This is a genomic window from Amycolatopsis sp. lyj-112, assembly GCF_046549055.1.
Lineage (GTDB): Bacteria > Actinomycetota > Actinomycetes > Mycobacteriales > Pseudonocardiaceae > Amycolatopsis.
In genome coordinates, this window is record NZ_JAJPWS010000023.1 from 12,720 (window position 1) to 30,561 (window position 17,842).

Here is a 17,842-nt window from a genome sequence, read left to right on the forward strand (position 1 = left end):
TACACATCTATCGTCAAGAGTCGTGACAATAAATCATGTACGCCCCTGTACATCACCAGTTACCGGCTGGTAGGTTCCGGTCATCCCAATAGTGATCCACTTCATGATTCAAAGGGGAGTCATGATCAGAAAGCCTGCTCGTCTGCTGGCCGTCACGATCGCCCTCATCGTCACTTTCGCCGCCGCACCGGCCGCCACGGCCGCTCCCGCGACCGATTCTTTCTACAGCTACACCGGCAGCGAACCGCTGTCGTCGTACAGCCCCGGGACAGTCTTGAAGACCCGGACGCTGAATTACCACGTGATCGGCATTGCCACGCCGGTCAAGGTGACCCAGTTGCTCTACCGGACCACCGACGCACTGGGGAAACCGTCCGCCAACGTCACTTCCGTGGTGCGAAGCCTCACCGGTGACAGCACCAAAGCCGTTTCGTACCAATCATTCTACGACTCGCTCAACCCCGAGCACGGGCCGTCGAGGGCGATCGCCGGCGACGTCTCGTTCGGCGGCCTGATCGCCAACGCGGAGGCGCTGTTCGTCGCACCCGCACTGCTGCTGGGCTACAACGTCGTCATTCCCGACACCGAGGGCCAGAAGGCGAACTTCGCGGCCGGTCCGGAATACGGGACGAACACCCTGGATTCGGTCCGCGCCGCGACGCGGGCACCGGAAACGGGAATGAACGACAAGACCAAGTTCGGTCTCATCGGCTATTCGGGTGGTGCCATCGCGACCGGCTGGGCCGCCGCGCTCGCGCCGACCTACGCGCCCGAGGTCAACAAGAATCTCGTCGGATTCACCGAAGGCGGAGTGCTCGTCAAGCCGTCGCACAACCTCAAATACGTCAACGGAAGCATCGCCTGGACCGGCGTCATTCCGATGGCCCTCATCGGGGTCTCGCGATCCTTCGAAATCGACCTCAAGCCGTACGCGAATTCTTACGGCCTTCAGGTGCTCAAGGACATGGAAAAGGCGTCGATCGCCGACGCGCTCGGCCGGTATCCCGGGCTGACGTGGGAGAAGTTCGTCAAGCCCGAGTACACCAACCCGAACAAGGTGCTGCCGTACGTCGAGGCCGTGAACAAGATCAACCTCGGCTCCGCGCCGACGCCCACCGTGCCCGGCTACATCGCGCAGGGCAACAACGGCGTCGTCGAAGGCACTTTCGGTAACCCTCCGGGGATCGGGACCGGCGACGGTGTGATGGTCGCCGGCGACGTGCGCTCGCTCGCCCGGCAGTACTGCGACACCGGCAACAAGTCGATCAAGTACGACCAGTACAACACGCTGAGCCACGTCGGGGCGGCGGTCGCCTGGGCGCCGCAGGCCATCGGCTGGCTCAACGACCGGTTCGCCGGCAAGCCCGCGCCGTCCACCTGCGGGAAGATCGCGCCCGGCAACTCGCTCGCGCCGGAGGTGCCGGTCAGCTGACCGGTGCTCGGTCCGTGAAGGCCTCCTTCCCTACTGTGACGGTAGGGAAGGAGGCCTTCACGGTTGTCTGGACCGGTACCGTGCTGCACGTGACCGAGCACCGCAGGCTGCCGAAGGGACCGCACAACCTGAGCCGGGACGAAGTGGCGGGCACTCAGCGGGCCCGCATGATCGACGCCGTGCTGGAGAACGCCGGCAAACGCGGCTACGTCGCCACCACCGTCGGCCACATCACCGCCACCGCCGGGGTGTCGCGAACGTCGTTCTACGAACAGTTCACCGGCAAGCAGGACGCCTTTCTCGCCGCCTACCGCCAGATCACCACCGAGTTCATCGAACAGGGTGTCGCGGTGGCCACCGCGGCGGCCACCCCGCTGGACGCGGTCACCGCCTGCTGCGACTTCCTCGTCGACTACGTGCACCGCCGCCCGACGGAGGTCCGTGCCGTCCTGCTGGAGATCTACGCCCTCGGCGACGCGGGGCTCGAAGCCCGGGAGAACACCTTGCGCGCGGGGGAAGCCGTCTTCGAACGGACGGCGAAATGGCTTCGCGCCACCGATCCCGCGCTACCGCTTCCGCCGCCGTTCACCGCGCGCACCGTCGTCGCCGCCACGATCGAGCTGATCACCCAAGCGATCTGGAATGCCACCGAGGACGCCTACGCCCAAGCCCGTGAAGCCGTCCGCTACACCTGGCTGCTCGGCTTGTTCGGGCACCGCGACAGCGACTCGTGGTGACGCCGGATCACAAGCGGGCGAATCGCTTCCGTTCGAAGTCGACGATCAGCTTCGGATAGAGACGCGGGAGCAGCCGGACGAGCCTGTCGACCATCTTCGCGTCGTTTCCCACGAGCACGCGCGGCTTTCCGGCTTCGACGCCGTCGAGGATGATGCGGGCGGCCCGATCGGCCGGCATCTTCAGCAGTTTCTCGTTGTAGAGCCGGACACGGGCGAGTTGCTCGGCGGTGGGCTCGATACCGCGAGCCTGCGCCTCACGCAGGGACGACGACGCGATCCCGGTCTTGACCCCGCCCGGGTGGACCACCGTCACGCCGACCGGGTGCTTGCCCAGGATCATCTCCGTGCGGAGGGTTTCGGTGAACCCGCGGACGGCGAACTTGCCGGCACAGTAAGCGCTCAGCGTCGGCTGCGCCATGATGCCGTTGAGGCTGGAGATGTTGACGACGTGTCCGTCACCGGAGTCGATCAGGTGCGGCAGAAAGGCTTTCGTGCCGTTGATGACGCCGAAGAGGTTGACCCCGAGGGTGCGGTTGTAGCTCTCCCAGTCGGCTTCCAGAATCGTCTGCCCGCCGCCGGCGACACCGGCGTTGTTGTAGATCTGGTGCACCACACCGAACTGCTCGACGACCTCGGCCGCGTACGCCTCGACGGCCGGCCGGTCGCTGACGTCCAGCACCGCGCTCCGCGCGTCGGCGCCCAGGGCCTTGAGCTGGACGACGGTTTCGGCCAGGCCGGCTTCGTCCACATCGGACACTGCCGGACGCGCACCGCGCCGGGCGAGTTCGAGGGCCAGCTGACGGCCGATGCCGGAACCGGCTCCGGTGACGACGGCGACCTTGCCGCGGACGCCGCTCATCGGCTTTCTCCTGTCGCGTCGAGCGCGGCCAGGTCGGTGGTGAGCTCGACGAGCCTGTCGACGAGGTCCGGCGCGATGTGGTGGCCCATCCCGGGGATTTCGACGAACCGGGCGCCGCGCACGGCGTCCGCGGTGGCCCGCCCGCCGCTGCGGTGGACCATGCGGTCGGTGTCCCCGTGGACGACGAGTGTCGGGCAGGTGATCCGGCGGACCTCCGCGGTGCGGTCGCCGCTGGCCTGGATCGCGCCGATCTGGCGGGCGATCCCGCTGCGGGCGCGCATTCCCCCGGCGCGTTCCCACAGGCTCGTGGCCCAGGCGGTTTCGACGTCCTTGTCCAGCGGGTAGGCGGCCGAGCCGAGGTGGCCCATCAGCGAAAGGTGCCGTCGCACCGACTGCTCGACGGTCCGGGCGGGCCCCTTGGCCATCCGCAGCAGGGTCGACCGCGCAGGCTGCCCGACCTTGCGATCGCCCGTGGTGGAGAAGATCGACGTCAGCGTCGTGACCCGCTCCGGGTGCCGGGCGGCGACGGTCTGGGCGATCATGCCGCCCATCGACATGCCGACCAGGTGCGCGCTGCCGACGTCCAGGTGGTCCAGCAGGCCGACGGTGTCCGCGGCCATGTCCCCGAGGTCGTAGGCGCCCGGAAGCGGACGGGCCAGCAACTGGCTCAGCTTGCCCGGATTCGGTGCCTTGATCCGGCCCGAGCAGCCCGCGTCCCGGTTGTCGAACCGGAGGACGCGGAACCCGCGCTCGGTGAAGCCGTCGATCATGCGCTGCGGCCACGACGTGAGATCAAGCCCGAGACCGGCGATCAGCACCAACGGCACGCCGTCGGCGGGGCCGTCCTCGCGGTAGCAGATCCGCTGGCCGCCGGGCAGGTCGGCGAAGCTGTCCTGCGTCATGAGCTCACCGCTTCCCGGACGTTCGCGTGGGAGAAGTGCAGCTCGGGATCGGTGATGTCGTCCGCGCGCAGCAGCTTGATATCCGACTGATAGCTCATCGAGGTCAGCCACGGCATGCGGCTGCCCTGGCGCGGCAACTGGTCGAGGGCGCGCTGGACGTAGCCGGCGGCGAAATCCAGGAAGGGCCGGGTCGGCATGTCCGGGTCGGCGAGGACCGGGCGGCAGACGTCGTAGCCGTGAGTGTCCATATGCTTGAGCAGCCGGCAGAAGTGCTCGCACAGCAGGCCGATCTTCAGGGTCCACGACGAGTTCGTGTAGCCGATCGCGAACGCGGCGTTCGGGACGTCCGAAAGCATCATTCCCTTGTACGCCACGGTCTCCGGCAGGATCACCGGCTTGCCGTCGACGCTGAGCCGGGCCCCGCCGAACACCTGGAGGTTCAGGCCGGTGGCGGTGATGATGATGTCCGCCTCCAGTTCCCGCCCGGATTCCAGCAGGACGCCCTTCTCGGTGAAGGTCGAGATCTTGTCGGTGACGACGTCGGCCTTGCCGTTGCGGATGGCGGCGAACAGGTCGCCGCCGGGTACCGCGCAGAGCCGCTGGTCCCACGGGTCGTAGGGCGGATTGAAGTGCTCGTCGACCGCGAAGTCCTTCGGCAGCTGCTTCTTGTTCACGTAGCGGATGAGCGAGCGGGCGGTCTTCGGGAACTTCTGGCAGAACTGCCAGACGGCGAGACCCTTGCGGATGTTCTTGCGGCGAGTGAGCGCGTAGGCCCGCTCGTCACCGAGGAGCTTGCGCAGGACGTTGGCGATCTTGTCCTCGCGCGGCACCGGCATGACGTAGCTCGGGGTGCGCTGCAGCATCGTGACCTGCGCCGCGGTCGGCGCCATCGCCGGCACCAGGGTCACCGCGGTGGCGCCGCTGCCGATCACCACGACGCGCTTGCCTGCGTAATCGAGGTCCTCCGGCCAGTGCTGCGGGTGCACGATCGTGCCCGCGAACCTGTCCCTGCCCTCGAAGTCCGGGGTGAAGCCCTCGTCGTAGCGGTAGTAGCCGCCCGCGTTGAAGATCCAGCCCGCGCTCAGCTGGGCGCGCTCGCCGGTGTCGGTCCGCTCGATCTCGAGCAGCCACCGGGACTCGTCGCTGGACCAGCCCGCCGAGATCAGCTTGTGGTGGTAGCGGATGTGGGATTCCAGGCCATTCTCGTCGACCGTTTCGCGCAGGTACGACAGGATCCGCGGCGCGTCGGCGATGGACTGCTTGTCCCGCCACGGCTTGAACTCGTAGCCGAACGTGTGCAGGTCGGAGTCCGACCGGATGCCGGGGTAGCGGAAGAGGTCCCAAGTGCCACCCGAGGCGCCGCGCGCCTCCAGGATGGCGAAACTCTTGCCCGGGACCTCGGTCTTCAGGTAGCGCGCGGCCCCGATCCCGGAAATCCCGGCACCGATGATGACCACGTCGAGGTGCTCGACGGGTGTGCTCGTCGTCATGCGGTACTCCAGACTCGTCTCGGTTACCCCCACGATGCGGGGCAAGCGCCGGTTTGCGCTAGCACTATCTGCAACACTATTGTGGACCGATGGTGCAAAGTGCCTCATCTGTGCCAACACAGCCGTGGCCGACACTGTCGCCGGAAGCCCGGGACATGTTCCGCCGCGGCGCGGAGATCGTCCTCCATCCTCGCGCCGAGTGGATCGAGGAGCTGCACGAGGCCTCGCTCGGCGGGGGCAGCATGCGCGCGGTCGCCGAGGATCCCGTGCTCACCGAGGGGACCAAGCGGGCGAACCTCGCCAACCTGCTGCATTGGGCGGCCGCCAACGTGCAGCATCCGGGCAGGCGGGTCTCCGCCAACCTGAACCAGGAAGTCCTCGAAGGCGCCCGCGACATGGTGCGCCGGGGCTTCGACTCCGGCGGGCTCGACGCCTACCGGCGGGCACAGGGGGTGGCCTGGCGCCGGTGGATCGAGATCTGTTTCGACCTCACCTCCGATCCCGTCCTGCTCCGCGAACTGCTGGACGTCTCGTCGCTGTCCATCACCACGTTCATCGAAGACACCGTCGCGGCGGTTTCGGAGCGGATGGCCGCCGAACGCACGGAACTGACCCGCGGCGCCCACGCCGAACGGCGCGCCGCGGTCACCCTGCTGCTGGAAGGCGCGCCCATCAGCCGTTCCCGGGCCGAGGCGCAGCTGGGCTACCCGCTCGCCGGGCCCCATACGGCCGCGATCGTCTGGAGCGCCTCGGTCACGCCGTCGTCCCAGCAGCTCGAAACCGCCGCGGAGACGCTCATGCGGGCCAGCGGCGCCTCGCACCGGCTGACCGTCGTCGCCAGCGCCGCGGCACTGTGGGTCTGGCTGCCCGGCCGGGCCACACCCCGCGCCGACACGCTCGCCGAGGAACTGGCACCGCATCCCGACGTCCGGGTGGCGCTGGGACGGCCGGGCAGCGGTATCGACGGTTTCCGCCGCAGCCACCTGGACGCCGCCGCCACCCAACGGATGCTCGCGCGGCTCACCTCACCGCAGCAGATCGCGCGGTACCAGGACATCCAGCTCCTCGCCCTGCTCACCGTCGATCCCGCCCAGGCCGACGAATTCCTCGCCGACACCCTCGGAGACCTCCGGACCGCCGACGCCGACACGCGCGAGACCGTCCGGACCTACGTGCACGAACTGGGCAACACCACGCGCACCGCCGAACGGCTCTACACCCACCGCAACACCGTCATCCGCCGCCTGGCCCGTGCCGACGAGCTACTCCCCCGGCCGCTGGCCGAGAACGCTGTCGATGTCGCCGTGGCGCTGGAAACGCTGCGGTGGCTGGGAAGCGTGATCAGTACGTGAAGGCCCCCTTCCTTGCGCCTAGGTACAGGAAGGGACCATCACGTACTCAACTCGCCATCCTCCGGCGGGGCCAGCGGGAGATCCAGGTTCCGGAGCATTTTGCGCTGCTCTTCGGACAGCTCACCGGCGATCGTGATGGTGAACGACGGTATTCCCTTGCGGGACTGAAGGAAAGTGCCCCAGGCCATCCCCAGGTTGGCCAGCCCGGTCAGGGAGCCGATGGACATGCGGATGACTTCGAACGCCCCCATCTGACCCGAGTCCCCCGGCCCGGCGGTGCCGACCGTCGCGGACCGCACGACGTCAACGTCGTCACGGAGCCAGGTATAGAACTCCTTTAACTCCTGTTCGTCGCCGCCACTGTTGATCGTTAGCTCCACGAGACCTCCACTCGACGATGACACCCCCACGTCGTGGCCCCATGTCCGGTCGTAACAGGGATCCTGTCCTGAGATCTGACCGGTATCCGCCCTTGACCGGCCGGTGGCGAAAACCCGACCATGGAAGACATCCCACATTCGGCGCGCGGCTGACCCGAGGGCGGACAACGATGTCATCGCTGATCCATCTCGTGCTCGCTCTGACCCTGACTTCGATTCCCGTACCGGCCGCGGAGCCGGTGGCGGCCGCCACCGCAGCGGTCTGCGTGCTGTCGTGCGACACGCTCGATCCGGCGCGGGCGAAGCAGGACACGTTCCCCGTCCCGGACAAGACGATCAACGGACGGCTGTTGCGGCTGCACGTTTCCGACGCCGACGGGATGGCCTGGGGCAGCATCGACCGCGGGGCGACCGGCGATTCCGTGTGGCTCGACCGGTCTTGGGACGGCGGTGCGACCTGGGAAGGGTTGCTGGGCAAGGCGAGCATCCCCGGCACCTGGACCGGCACGAGAACCCTGATGTACAACGTGACCGATCCCGGGCACCATCGGCGCGGCCTGATCCGCGCCTGCGGGGACGCCGCCGGGATCGCGTGCACGGAATGGGTCTATCCCAAGGTCTGCGACGTCACCTGCGACGGCACGAGCCAGGCGAACGGCGACGAACAGCCCGTCGCGCCGACGACGGTGTTCGGCCGCATGATCCGCCTCCATGTCGACCGGAACGCGATGGCCTGGGGCACCATCGAAGCCGGCGGTCAGGGAGACGAGATCTGGCTGGACCGTTCATGGGACGCCGGCGTCAGCTGGCCCGGCGGTTCGTCACTCGGCCGCACCTCGATCGCCGCCGGGGCGAACACCGGCCGGACGGTGCTGTTCGCGACCCGCGATCCCCGAGGGCGTCACTACGGCGGCGCCGTCCGCGCGTGCGGCCGCGAAGCCGGTCACCAGCAAGGATCCTGCACCGCATGGGCACGTCCGGCGCCGGCGCGGGCATCAGCCGCCGCCGACGTCCTCATGTACTCCTACGATCCCTACCCGGGCTGGTGGCCGAGCAGCTGGTGGAACTCGGCGGCGACGGTGACCGCGGTCATCGAGCACGCCAGGAGCACCGGAGATCGGCGCTATGACTGGGTCATCGCGCGCACATTCGACCGGAACCGCGGCGTTTTCCCCGCCGGGGAAAAGAGTTCCGACGCCATCGAGGGCGATTTCGCGAGCCGTGCCATCGACGACAGCGCCTGGTGGGGCTTGGCCTGGGTGGCCGCATACGACCACACCGGCGATCCGCGCTATCTGGCCATGGCGACCACGATCGCCCGTTACGTCCACCACTACTGGGATCCCGGGTCGTGCGGGGGCGGCGTCTGGTGGGACCGCGAACGGACCTACAAGAACGCCGTCACCAGTGGTCTGTACCTCAGGCTGGTCGCCTCGGTGCACCGGCGCACGGCGGGCGACACCGTCTGGCTGCAACGGACGCGGGCCGCCGCGGAGTGGTACCTGGCGAGCGGGATGATCAACTCCGCCGGGCTGGTCAACGACGGCCTGACCCGCGACTGCCGCAACAACGGCCAGACGGTGTGGACCTACAACCAGGGGCTGGCCATCGGCGGCCTGACCGAGGTCTGGCGCGCGACGAACGAGACCCGGTGGCTCGACGCCGCCCGGCGCCTGGCCGACGCGGCCGTGAGCAGCCCGGTGCTGACCAGGAACGGTGTCCTCACCGAATCCTGCGACGTCACCCAGAACTCCTGTGATGACAACCAAAAGCAGTTCAAGGGCATCTTCATGCGCTTCCTCGCCGATCTGGCGGGCGCGACGAACTCGACGGCCTACCGGGACTACGCGCGGCGGCAGGGCGACTCGATCTGGGCCGTGGACCGCGACGCGCTCAACCGGATCGGGCAGCGCTGGGCGGGCGGCGCCGGGAACCAGGTCGACTGGCGGACGCAGGCGAGCGGGCTCGGCGCGTTCACTCCTTGACGACCCGGGCTGCCGGGTGCCGGGCGGGGCCGGGCACCCGACACTAGATTGGCGTGCATGAAGTCCACCGCCGAAAAGGCCGTCCGCCTCCAGGAACTGCACGCCGCGTCCGAACTGCTGCTCGTCGTCAACGTCTGGGACGCGATCACCGCGAAGGTCGTCGCCGAGACCCCGGGTACGCAGGCGCTCGCCACGCCCAGCCACGGCATCGCCGCGTCGCGGGGCTACCCCGACGGCGAGAAGATCCCGCGCGACGAGATGATCGCCGAGGTCGCGCTGATCGTGCGCACGGCGGGAGATCTGCCGGTCACCGCCGACCTCGAAGCGGGCTACGGCGATCCGGGCGGCACGGTCGCCCGGGCGATCGAGGTGGGCGCTGTCGGCTGCAACCTCGAAGACCAGATGAAGCCGTTGGCCGACTCGGTGAAGGCCGTCGAAGCCGCGGTCGCCGCGGCACAGTCGGCCGGGGTCGACTTCGTGGTCAACGCCCGCACCGATGCCTTCGTCAAGGCCGGTGACCGCGACCCCGAAGAGGTGCTGACCGAGGCGATCTCCCGGGGCCGCGCCTATCTGGACGCGGGCGCGTCGAACTTCTTCGTTCCCGGGAAGCTCGACGAAGCCCAGGTCGGCAGGCTCGTCGAGGCGCTGGGCGAGCGCAAAGTCAACCTGATCGGCATCCCCGGGTCGATTCCGCTGAAGACCGCGCAGGAACTCGGCGTCTCCCGGGTCTCCTACGGTCCGTGGAGCCAGAACGTCGCCCTCACCGCGCTGGCCAAGCTCGCCGAGGACGTCTACGCCGGAGGCGGTCTGCCCGCCGGCACCCGCAAACTGAACTGAGTCATGACCCGTCGTACTCGGGCAGGTCGATGGCGTCCGAGGGCGGATTGGTGAAGCGGGCGGCGAAGCGGCCGATCTTCGGATCGGCCGCGAATCCGGCGAGCGTGCCGAGCAACCGGATACCGGCGCGGGTTCTCGGCGCGGCCAGCCGGGGCGCGATCCAGGGGACCCTCTGGGCTTGTTCGACGTAGGGCCGCATGATCGTCTCGTAGGAGCGGAAAGCGTCGCGGTGGCCGGAGTGACGGCGGAGTTCGCCGGCGAGAACGTATGCGCCGACGAGGGCGAGGCTGGTGCCCATCCCGCTGAGCGGAGAAGCGCAGTAGGCGGCGTCTCCGACGACGGCGATCCGGCCGCGTGACCATTGCTTCAGGCGCATCTGCCCGATGGACTCGAAGTAGAAGTCGGGTGAGTCGCCCAGGGCGTCGAGTACACGCGGGGTCTCCCAGCCGGCATCGGCGTAGTGGCGGCGCAGGAACTCTTGCTGTGCGGGGATTTGCCCCTGCTCCAGCCCGGCTTGCTTTCGCAGGAACGAAAGCGAGGCGCGGGTGGTGCCCAGGTTGTCGGGACGCAGGAGGACGACGCGGCGGCCGGGGGCGTTGTACCAGCGCGCCCAGCGACCGTCCGATGTGGACCGCGGGATGGTGAAGTAGGCCGTGTAGAGCCCGAACGACCGGGTGCGGGCGATGTCGGCGAAGACGAGGTCCCGGGTCCGCGAGCGCAGCCCGTCGGCGAGGACGACGAGATCGAATCGCCGGGCGGCGCCGACACGGAAAACGACGTCGACGCCGTCGCCGGTGTCGGTCAGGCCGGTGATCTCGTCGCCGAACACGTACTCGGTGTCGTCGCGGGTCCGCTGGTGGAGCAGGTCGGCGAGTTCGCCGCGCAGGATCTCCAGTTCGGTGACGAATCCGTCGCCGTCGAGCGAGTCCGTGCCGAACGACGCCCGGACGCGGCCATGACGGTCGATGAAGCGCAGGCCCTCCTCGTGGGTGACCCGGGCGCGGGCGTCGTCTTCCAGTCCCATGCGTTCGACGACGGTGCGACCGGCGCCGCGCAGGTCGACGGTCTGCCCACCGGGACGTAACTCCGGTGCGCGTTCGATCACGGTCGGGGTCATGCCGTACCGGCGGAGCCAGTAGGCGAGCGCGGGCCCGGCGATGCTCGCGCCGGAGATCAGGACCCTCATCGAGCACCGGCCGTCGTCTCGGCCGCGATTTCGGTCTCGTCGGGCCGGGCGCGGCGCGGGAACAGCGGCGAGATGAGCAGGAACAGCCCGATGACCACCGCCTGGACCACGAGCGCGTCGCGGAAGCTTTCGGTGGCCTGTCCGGTGAGGGCGCCGGCGAAGAACACGGTGCTGAACACCGCGACCCCGACCGAGCCTCCGATGGACTGGACCGCGGTAAGCACTCCGGACGCCGAGCCGACCTCGTCGTCGGCCACCGCGCCGAGCACGGTGTTGAAGACCGCGGCGATCACGATTCCCGCGCCCACCCCGGCGACGACGCTGCCGGGCACGATCTGCCAGAGGGAAAATTCGGTGGTGTCGGCCAAGGCGAGCCACAACCAGGCGACGCCGGCGAACTGGACGACGGCACCGGCCTGCAGGACGGCACGGCCGAGTTTGGCGGCGAGCAGTCCCCCGCTGATCCCGCCGCCGACGGCGGTGCCCAGCGCGACCGGGAGATTGCCCAGCCCGGCCTGCCCGGCGGTGAACCCCTGGCCGATCTGCAGGAAGAACGTCAGCACCAGCTGGGTGCCGATCAGGCCGCCGAAGAACAGCGCGACCGCGACCAGCCCGACGGTGAACGCGGGCTTGGCGAACAGGGCCGGGGTGACCAGCGGGTCTCGGTCCAGGCGCACGGCACGACGCTGCCACAGCGCGAATCCGACGTAGCCGAGCGCGGCGGCGGACAGCGAAAGCCAAGTCCACAGAGGCCATCCCGCGGCCTGCCCCTCGTTGAGCGGAAGGACCAGCAGCGCGGACGCGGCGGCGATGAGCACGGCTCCGACGATGTCCACGCGCAGTGTCCGGACCCCGGCGCCGCGGGGCACCAGCCGCCAGGCCAAGGCCAGTGCGACGAGACCGACCGGCACGTTGACCAGGAATACCAGACGCCAGCCGAGACCGAACAGGTCCCAGTCGACCAGGGCGCCACCCAGTACCGGGCCCAGGACACCGCCGAGTCCCAGCACCGGTCCGAAGACGGCGAGGGCCTTGGTGAGATCACGGGGCGCCAGGTTGTCGCGCAGGATGCCGAGACCCTGCGGCAGCATCATCGCCCCCGCCACGCCCTGGACCAGCCGGAAGGTGATCAGCAGTTCGATGCTCGGCGCGATCGCGCACAGCAGCGACGCGACGGTGAACGCCACGAGCCCGAACAGGAACATCGGACGGCGTCCGTAGCGGTCGCCGAGCCGTCCGCCGAGCACGAGGCCCGCGCCGAGGGTCAGGGCGTAGCCACCGATCACCCACTGCAGCCCGACCGGGCTCGTGCCCAGGGACCGTTCCAGCGACGGGCCCGCCACGTTGACGATCGTCGAGTCGAGCAGGTCCATCAGTTCGACGACGAGCACAGTGGCCAGCAGCCACCACACCGCCCGTGGTGAGGTCTTCTCCTCGCTTGCGGACATGGTCTTCGCTCCGAATTCTGTGCGTGGGCGCGTTTGTACGCCGGGGCGCGGTCCGCGCTCCGGTGAGTGGACGGAGAGATCAGCTCTCGGGCAGGGAATCCGCGGTGTCGGTGTAGATCCGCACGACTCCGGTAAGGAAGTTCTCGACGACGTCACGATCGCCCGGGCTCAGCCCCTCGACGAGGCCTTCCACCCCGCTGAGCAGCGGGTGGAGCTGTTCGAAGATCCGGGCCATCGACTCCTGGACGGGCTCGACCAGCACCTTGCGGCGATCGGTGGCATGCGGCTTGCGGGTGATGTGCCCGGCCTTCTCGAGCCTGTCCACGATGTGGGTGCTCGCCGCCGTCGAGACCCGCAGCCTGTCCGCGAGTTCCTTCGCCGTCAGCGGTCCTTCGCTGGTGAGGTGCTCCATCGCGGAAAGGTCCGTGGAGTTGATCCCCAGCGTCCCGCTCAGGCGTTTCTCGATCACGCGTGTCAGCGTTCCGACCTCTTGCAGGCGCTCCATCACCGCGTTGCCCACACCTGGGGAGTCGACCTGCCACGAGCCTGATGACGTCATACAAAGAACCTTACTAGATTAGTCACTAACAAGGTTAGCGAAATGATGTGGCGGTGGCCACGCTGCGACAATCGAGGTCATGACGTCCCCCCATGACGGCTATCTCCTCGACAACGCGCGGCCCGAGGCAGGCACCCGGTTCGAGGCGCTCAGCGCACTCTTCGACCCCTCCACCCGGCGGCATATCGAGAACCTGGGCATCGCCCCGGGCTGGCACTGCTGGGAAATCGGGGCGGGCGGCCCGTCCGTGGTGAGCTGGCTCGCCGACCGGGCCGGACCGTCCGGCCGGGTGCTGGCGACCGACATCGACACCTCCTGGGCCGCGGAAGCGACAGGAGGCGTCGTCGAGGTCCGGCATCACGACGTCGGCCGCGACGGGCCACCCGAAGGCGGCTTCGACCTCATCCACGCCCGGCTGGTGCTGGTGCACGTGACCGACCGCGAACAGGCCCTGCGCACGATGGCCGAATCGCTGCGGCCGGGCGGCTGGCTGCTGCTCGAAGACGCCGACCCGGCGTTGCAGCCGTTGACCTGCCTCGACGAATACGGGCCCGAACAAGCGCTCGCGAATCGGCTGCGGTCCGGCTTCCGGTCGCTGCTGGCCGCACGCGGCGCCGACCTCGCCTACGGCCGGAAACTCCCGCGCCTGCTCAGGGAAGCCGGGCTGGCCGACGTCAACGCGGACGCCTACTTCCCCATCACGTCACCGGCTTGCAACGTCCTCGAAGCGGCGACGGTCCGCCACGTGCGCGGCGAACTCGTGGCCGCCGGACTGGCGACCGACGAGGAGATCGACCGCCATCTGGAGAACGTCGCCGCCGGTCTGCTGGATCCGGCGACGTCACCGATGATCTCCGCGTGGGGCCGCCGTCCTTAGCTCTCGTCCGGAGCGTGGCCGGGGCGAAACGCAACTAGTGTCGTGCGTCGGAAATTCGTGTGCTTTATCGGCGGATCCAGGTTTCCGCTGGGCGTGCGGCCGGAAGCGGCTTGTACTGGTTGTACCTGCGCTTTCGGCTGTGCGTCCAGCGGGAAGCTGGGCTGTCGAGAAGGCCACGAATTTCCGACGCACGACACTAGAGGACTAAACGCGGACGACCGGCCTCGTACAGCGCGTCGATCTCGGCCGCATACGCCGCCGCGATCGACGCCCGCTTGAGCTTCATGGTCGGCGTCAGCTCGGTCCCACCAGGCTCCCAGTGCACCGGCAGCACGGTGAAACCCTTGACCTGCTCGACCCGGGACAGCCGGCCGTTGGCCCGGTCGACGATGTCCGCGATCTCCTTGCGGAGCAACGGGTTCACCGCGAGGACGGCGGGATCGGCCGCGAGACCGTGACGCTCGGCGAAGGTCGCCGCCGTCTCCGGATCGAGGGTGATCAGCGCCGTCACGCAGGGCCTCCGGTCGCCGATCGCCACCGCCGAGCCGATCAGCGCGCCCGCCGACTTGAGCGCGTTCTCGATATTGGCGGGCGACATGTTCTTGCCCGCCGCGTTGATGATCAGTTCCTTCTTGCGATCCACAATGGACACATAGCCGTCGGCGTCGATGGTGGCGATGTCGCCGGTGTGCAGCCAGCCGTCGTCGTCGATCGCCTCGGCCGTCCGCACGGGATCGTCGCGGTAGCCCCGCATCAGCGCGGGGCTGCGCATCAGCAATTCCCCATCGTCGGCGAGCCGCAGTTCGGCGCCGTACTGGGCTTTGCCGACCGTGCCCGGCCGGATGGCGTGCCGCGGGTTGAGCGTGCCGTGGACCGACGTCTCCGACATCGCCCAGCCTTCGCAGATCGGCAGGCCGACCGCCATCAGGAACTCCAGCGTGTCCACCGCGATCGGGGCCGCGCCGCTGATCGGGATCACGCAGGCGTCCAAGCCCATCTTGGCGCGCAACGGGTCCAGGATGAGCCGCCGCGCCACCTTGTGCCGCAGCCGCAGCCACCGGGACACGGGCCTCCCCGCCGCCTCGAGGTGCACTGTGGACAGTCCGATCCCGACCGCCCATTCGGCGACCTTGCGCCGGAGACCGGGTTGAGCCTCGATGGCCCGATCGATCCCGGCTTTGATCTTGTACCAGAGCATCGGCACGGCCAGGAAGACCGTCGGCCGCACGGCGGGAAGTGCGGCCACCACGGCCTTCGGCACCGCCACGCAGGTGATCGTGGCCGCGGAGGCGATCGGGAAGTAGTGCGCGAAATACCGGTTGGCCAAGTGCGCGTCCGGCAGGAACGAGAGCACTCGCCCGTCCTCGACAGCGCCGGCGATGTCCGGCGATTCGAGCGCGGCCCCCATGCTGTAGGCGAGATTGCGGTGCGTGAGTTCGACGCCCTTCGGCGGTCCGGTGGTGCCGGAGGTGTAGATCAGGGTGAGGACGTCTTCCGGGCCGACAGCGCGCCAGGTGGCGTCGAAATCGAACCCCTGCGCCTCGGCGGATTCCAGTTCGGCGAAGGAGATCGTGCCGTCGGGATGGCCGTCCAGGCAGACGACGCGCTCGACGTCGCCGCCCGCTTTCCTGACCAGCGGCAGGAATTGTTCCTCGCAGACCACGATCCGGTTCCCGGCGTTCGCGAACAGGTACTCGATCTGTTCGGCGGAACTGGTGTTGTAGACCGAGAACGGGACGGCGCCCAGGTGGATCGCCGCCATGTCGACCAGGTGGAACTCGGGCCGGTTGGTCAGCATCAACGCGACCGTGTCTCCACTTCGGACACCGAGTGCGTGCAGTCCCGAAGCGAGCCGCCGTACGCGCTCACCGTACTGGTGCCAGGTAAGGGAAATCCTGTCATCCGGCGTCCGCACCGCGACGACGTCGGCGAAGTGCTCGACAGTGCGCTGGAAGACGTGGCACAGGCTGGGCGCTTCCCGCAGTCCGGCCGCGCCGAGCCTGCCGGTCTTCACGTCGTCTCCCATGCGACCTCCCAGGATTGATACAAACGTATCAGTTAAAGTGATACGCTAGTATCGGTTCGACCGAAGGGGATGTCAATGACCGGTAGCCGCGGCAAGCAGCAGGCGCGCAGCCGAGAGCGCCGGGAATTACTGCTCCGCGCCGCGATGCAGCTGATCTGCGACAGCGGCGTCAAGGCGGTGACCCACCGCGCGGTCTCCGCGCGCGCCGGGCTCCCCCAGGCCGCGGCCGGCTACTACTTCGCGACCAGCGAAGAGCTCATCGAGGAAGCATTGCGCTTCCACATCCACGAGCGCATCGAGATCGTGAGCACGCTGCTCGCCGACGTCGTGCGCGACGCGGCATCCGTACTGGAAGTCGGCGAGCGGCTGACGCAGGCGCTGGTGGCGGGCAAGTTCGGCGTGACGGTCGCCCAGTACGAGCTGTACATCGAGGCCGCCCGGAACCCGGCCATGCGCGCCGTCGTCGACGAGGCGATGCGTGCTTTCGAGACGTCCGCCGCCCCTTTGCTCGCTTCGCTCGGCGTGGCCGACTCCAAGAACGCGGCCAAGGCGTTCATGGCCCTGCTGGACGGTTTGGCTCTCCACCGGCTGGCCAATCCGCAGCCGACCGAGGACGACCTGAAACTCACCATCCGGGCACTGCAGGGGCTCTTCCTCGCCTACACGCTGGACACCGGCGACCTAAGACGGCAGACCAGCCTTCCCCTCGCTGATTGACACGCTCCCGGGCTCTGATCAATACTCCCGTATCAGAAAAATTGATACACCTGTACTAATTCAGCTGCGCTAGTTCAGCAGGGTGCCCACGGGAGGCTGTCATGACCAGGCGTATTCGCGGTGCCGTCGCCGCGACGATCATGATGGCGGCGGCGTTCACCGCACCGAGCGCGACGGCGGCGGTGGCCGCTCCGGGCTGCGAACCCTGGCAGGTGAGCACCGTCGTCAGCGGTCTCGGTCTGCCGCTGGAGAACCTCGCCTTCGACAAACGTGGCGGGCTCCTGGTGTCCAAGACCCTGTTCGCGGGCAACGGATCGGTCGAGCGCGTGACTCCCGGCGGCGCGGTGAGCACTCTCGAGAAGGTCTACGGCCCTGGCGCGCTTACCGTGCGCGGCAACGAGTTGTACATCAACACCGGGCACAACACGCCCGACGGCGTACTCGGGCTGAAGACCGGCACCATCGACATCCATGACCTGGACACCGGCGTGCGCCGCACCTGGGCCACCAATCTCACGATGCCCGACGGCGGCACGGTGCTGCCCGATGGCGACGCGGTGATCAGCACCCTGATCGGCCCGAAACGGGGACTCTGGCTGGTCCGCAAGGAGAATCCGTCGGCGCCGGAACGCTACGGCCCCGACCTGCTCGGCCCGAACGGCATGGTCGTCAGCAACGACGGCCGGACCCTGTACGTGGCCAACACCGGCGGTCCGGACTTCCAGATCGCCGCGATCGACCTCGCGAACCCTTCGGCGCCGGCCAAGAAGATCCGCCTTCAGGCGCCGTGGCCGCTGAACATCATCGACGACCTCACCCTCGGCCCCGACGGCCGCCTCTACACGGCGGGCGAGCACGGCATCGTCTACCGCGTCGACCCGGATTCCGGGGCGACGTGCGCGATCGCCACCGGCGTCCACCTCGGCTCGTCGGTGCGGTTCGGCGCCGGACCGGGCTGGGACCCGGAAAGCCTGTACAGCACCGGATTCGACGGCACGATCCGGCGACTCGTCCCGCCCCGCGGCGGGAACTGACCGTCCTGCGACGGTCTGGGC

Annotated in this window: 16 protein-coding genes; 8 read left to right on the forward strand and 8 right to left on the reverse strand. The window is 68.6% G+C overall.

Translation table 11 applies throughout. The features are described from left to right. Positions 1-121: 121 nt before the first annotated feature. Positions 122-1,432: a lipase family protein gene (locus tag ACLJRL_RS39400; protein ID WP_410661511.1), complete on the forward strand. Its 1,311-nt coding sequence runs from the start codon at positions 122-124 to the stop codon at positions 1,430-1,432. Between the two features lie 89 nt (positions 1,433-1,521). Then, positions 1,522-2,169 (forward strand): TetR/AcrR family transcriptional regulator, encoded by a 648-nt coding sequence (locus ACLJRL_RS39405; RefSeq protein ID WP_410661512.1) that lies wholly within the window; start codon positions 1,522-1,524, stop codon positions 2,167-2,169. 7 nt (positions 2,170-2,176) lie between these two features. Here ACLJRL_RS39405 and ACLJRL_RS39410 read toward each other — a convergent pair whose 3' ends face one another. From ACLJRL_RS39410 to ACLJRL_RS39420, 3 genes are read right to left on the reverse strand one after another with little or no spacing between them, the layout of a single operon-like run. After that, positions 2,177-3,028: an SDR family NAD(P)-dependent oxidoreductase gene (locus ACLJRL_RS39410; protein WP_410661513.1), complete on the reverse strand. Its 852-nt coding sequence runs from the start codon at positions 3,026-3,028 to the stop codon at positions 2,177-2,179. Continuing rightward, positions 3,025-3,930, reverse strand: coding sequence for an alpha/beta fold hydrolase (locus ACLJRL_RS39415; RefSeq protein WP_410661514.1), 906 nt, complete (start codon positions 3,928-3,930; stop codon positions 3,025-3,027). The genes ACLJRL_RS39410 and ACLJRL_RS39415 overlap by 4 nt, the downstream gene beginning before the upstream one ends. Continuing rightward, the gene (locus ACLJRL_RS39420; protein ID WP_410661515.1) at positions 3,927-5,420 is read right to left on the reverse strand and encodes a flavin-containing monooxygenase; all 1,494 of its coding nucleotides are present in this window, start codon (positions 5,418-5,420) and stop codon (positions 3,927-3,929) included. Before ACLJRL_RS39420 ends, ACLJRL_RS39415 begins: the two co-directional genes overlap by 4 nt. Before the next feature lie 110 nt (positions 5,421-5,530). On the opposite strand from ACLJRL_RS39420, the gene ACLJRL_RS39425 reads away from it, so the two are divergent. Next, positions 5,531-6,772 carry a PucR family transcriptional regulator gene (locus ACLJRL_RS39425; RefSeq protein ID WP_410661516.1) on the forward strand — a complete coding sequence of 414 codons (1,242 nt, stop codon included), beginning with the start codon at positions 5,531-5,533 and terminating at the stop codon, positions 6,770-6,772. Positions 6,773-6,810: 38 nt separating this feature from the next. Here ACLJRL_RS39425 and ACLJRL_RS39430 read toward each other — a convergent pair whose 3' ends face one another. Next, positions 6,811-7,152: an effector-associated constant component EACC1 gene (locus tag ACLJRL_RS39430; RefSeq protein WP_410661517.1), complete on the reverse strand. Its 342-nt coding sequence runs from the start codon at positions 7,150-7,152 to the stop codon at positions 6,811-6,813. A gap of 170 nt (positions 7,153-7,322) precedes the next feature. On the opposite strand from ACLJRL_RS39430, the gene ACLJRL_RS39435 reads away from it, so the two are divergent. Continuing rightward, on the forward strand, positions 7,323-9,137 hold the full coding sequence (locus ACLJRL_RS39435; RefSeq protein ID WP_410661518.1) for a glycoside hydrolase family 76 protein: 1,815 nt from the start codon (positions 7,323-7,325) through the stop codon (positions 9,135-9,137). Positions 9,138-9,194: 57 nt separating this feature from the next. Then, positions 9,195-9,974 carry an isocitrate lyase/phosphoenolpyruvate mutase family protein gene (locus ACLJRL_RS39440; protein WP_410661519.1) on the forward strand — a complete coding sequence of 260 codons (780 nt, stop codon included), beginning with the start codon at positions 9,195-9,197 and terminating at the stop codon, positions 9,972-9,974. Position 9,975: 1 nt separating this feature from the next. Here ACLJRL_RS39440 and ACLJRL_RS39445 read toward each other — a convergent pair whose 3' ends face one another. The 3 genes from ACLJRL_RS39445 to ACLJRL_RS39455 all read right to left on the reverse strand — a co-directional run bounded on the left by ACLJRL_RS39445 (position 9,976) and on the right by ACLJRL_RS39455 (position 13,167). Continuing rightward, positions 9,976-11,160 carry an FAD-dependent monooxygenase gene (locus tag ACLJRL_RS39445; RefSeq protein ID WP_410661520.1) on the reverse strand — a complete coding sequence of 395 codons (1,185 nt, stop codon included), beginning with the start codon at positions 11,158-11,160 and terminating at the stop codon, positions 9,976-9,978. Beyond that, entirely contained in the window at positions 11,157-12,608 is a 1,452-nt protein-coding gene (locus ACLJRL_RS39450) for an MFS transporter (RefSeq protein WP_410661521.1), read from the reverse strand. Before ACLJRL_RS39450 ends, ACLJRL_RS39445 begins: the two co-directional genes overlap by 4 nt. Before the next feature lie 79 nt (positions 12,609-12,687). After that, the gene (locus ACLJRL_RS39455) at positions 12,688-13,167 is read right to left on the reverse strand and encodes a MarR family winged helix-turn-helix transcriptional regulator (RefSeq protein WP_410661522.1); all 480 of its coding nucleotides are present in this window, start codon (positions 13,165-13,167) and stop codon (positions 12,688-12,690) included. Between the two features lie 79 nt (positions 13,168-13,246). Between ACLJRL_RS39455 and ACLJRL_RS39460 the strand changes: the two genes are divergently transcribed. Next, the gene (locus tag ACLJRL_RS39460; RefSeq protein WP_410661523.1) at positions 13,247-14,044 is read left to right on the forward strand and encodes a methyltransferase domain-containing protein; all 798 of its coding nucleotides are present in this window, start codon (positions 13,247-13,249) and stop codon (positions 14,042-14,044) included. A 196-nt stretch (positions 14,045-14,240) separates the two neighbouring features. On the opposite strand, the gene ACLJRL_RS39465 is transcribed toward ACLJRL_RS39460, so the two are convergent. Then, the gene (locus ACLJRL_RS39465; protein WP_410661524.1) at positions 14,241-16,070 is read right to left on the reverse strand and encodes an AMP-dependent synthetase/ligase; all 1,830 of its coding nucleotides are present in this window, start codon (positions 16,068-16,070) and stop codon (positions 14,241-14,243) included. Between the two features lie 75 nt (positions 16,071-16,145). On the opposite strand from ACLJRL_RS39465, the gene ACLJRL_RS39470 reads away from it, so the two are divergent. Both ACLJRL_RS39470 and ACLJRL_RS39475 read left to right on the forward strand, forming a co-directional pair. After that, positions 16,146-16,787, forward strand: a complete 642-nt coding sequence (locus tag ACLJRL_RS39470) for a TetR/AcrR family transcriptional regulator (RefSeq protein ID WP_410661525.1) — start codon at positions 16,146-16,148, stop codon at positions 16,785-16,787. A gap of 101 nt (positions 16,788-16,888) precedes the next feature. After that, complete coding sequence (locus tag ACLJRL_RS39475; protein ID WP_410661526.1) at positions 16,889-17,821, forward strand: SMP-30/gluconolactonase/LRE family protein; 933 nt, start codon at positions 16,889-16,891, stop codon at positions 17,819-17,821. Positions 17,822-17,842 lie beyond the last annotated feature (21 nt).

Excerpts from the sequence above, each read along its gene's own strand:
- ACLJRL_RS39400 (WP_410661511.1), top strand. The coding sequence starts at position 122 with ATGATCAGAAAGCCTGCTCGTCTGCTGGCCGTCACGATCGCCCTCATC.
- ACLJRL_RS39410 (WP_410661513.1), bottom strand. The coding sequence starts at position 3,028 with ATGAGCGGCGTCCGCGGCAAGGTCGCCGTCGTCACCGGAGCCGGTTCC.
- ACLJRL_RS39415 (WP_410661514.1), bottom strand. The coding sequence starts at position 3,930 with ATGACGCAGGACAGCTTCGCCGACCTGCCCGGCGGCCAGCGGATCTGC.
- ACLJRL_RS39420 (WP_410661515.1), bottom strand. The coding sequence starts at position 5,420 with ATGACGACGAGCACACCCGTCGAGCACCTCGACGTGGTCATCATCGGT.
- ACLJRL_RS39435 (WP_410661518.1), top strand. The coding sequence starts at position 7,323 with ATGTCATCGCTGATCCATCTCGTGCTCGCTCTGACCCTGACTTCGATT.
- ACLJRL_RS39440 (WP_410661519.1), top strand. The coding sequence starts at position 9,195 with ATGAAGTCCACCGCCGAAAAGGCCGTCCGCCTCCAGGAACTGCACGCC.
- ACLJRL_RS39445 (WP_410661520.1), bottom strand. The coding sequence starts at position 11,160 with ATGAGGGTCCTGATCTCCGGCGCGAGCATCGCCGGGCCCGCGCTCGCC.
- ACLJRL_RS39450 (WP_410661521.1), bottom strand. The coding sequence starts at position 12,608 with ATGTCCGCAAGCGAGGAGAAGACCTCACCACGGGCGGTGTGGTGGCTG.
- ACLJRL_RS39455 (WP_410661522.1), bottom strand. The coding sequence starts at position 13,167 with ATGACGTCATCAGGCTCGTGGCAGGTCGACTCCCCAGGTGTGGGCAAC.
- ACLJRL_RS39460 (WP_410661523.1), top strand. The coding sequence starts at position 13,247 with ATGACGTCCCCCCATGACGGCTATCTCCTCGACAACGCGCGGCCCGAG.
- ACLJRL_RS39465 (WP_410661524.1), bottom strand. The coding sequence starts at position 16,070 with ATGGGAGACGACGTGAAGACCGGCAGGCTCGGCGCGGCCGGACTGCGG.
- ACLJRL_RS39470 (WP_410661525.1), top strand. The coding sequence starts at position 16,146 with ATGACCGGTAGCCGCGGCAAGCAGCAGGCGCGCAGCCGAGAGCGCCGG.
- ACLJRL_RS39475 (WP_410661526.1), top strand. The coding sequence starts at position 16,889 with ATGACCAGGCGTATTCGCGGTGCCGTCGCCGCGACGATCATGATGGCG.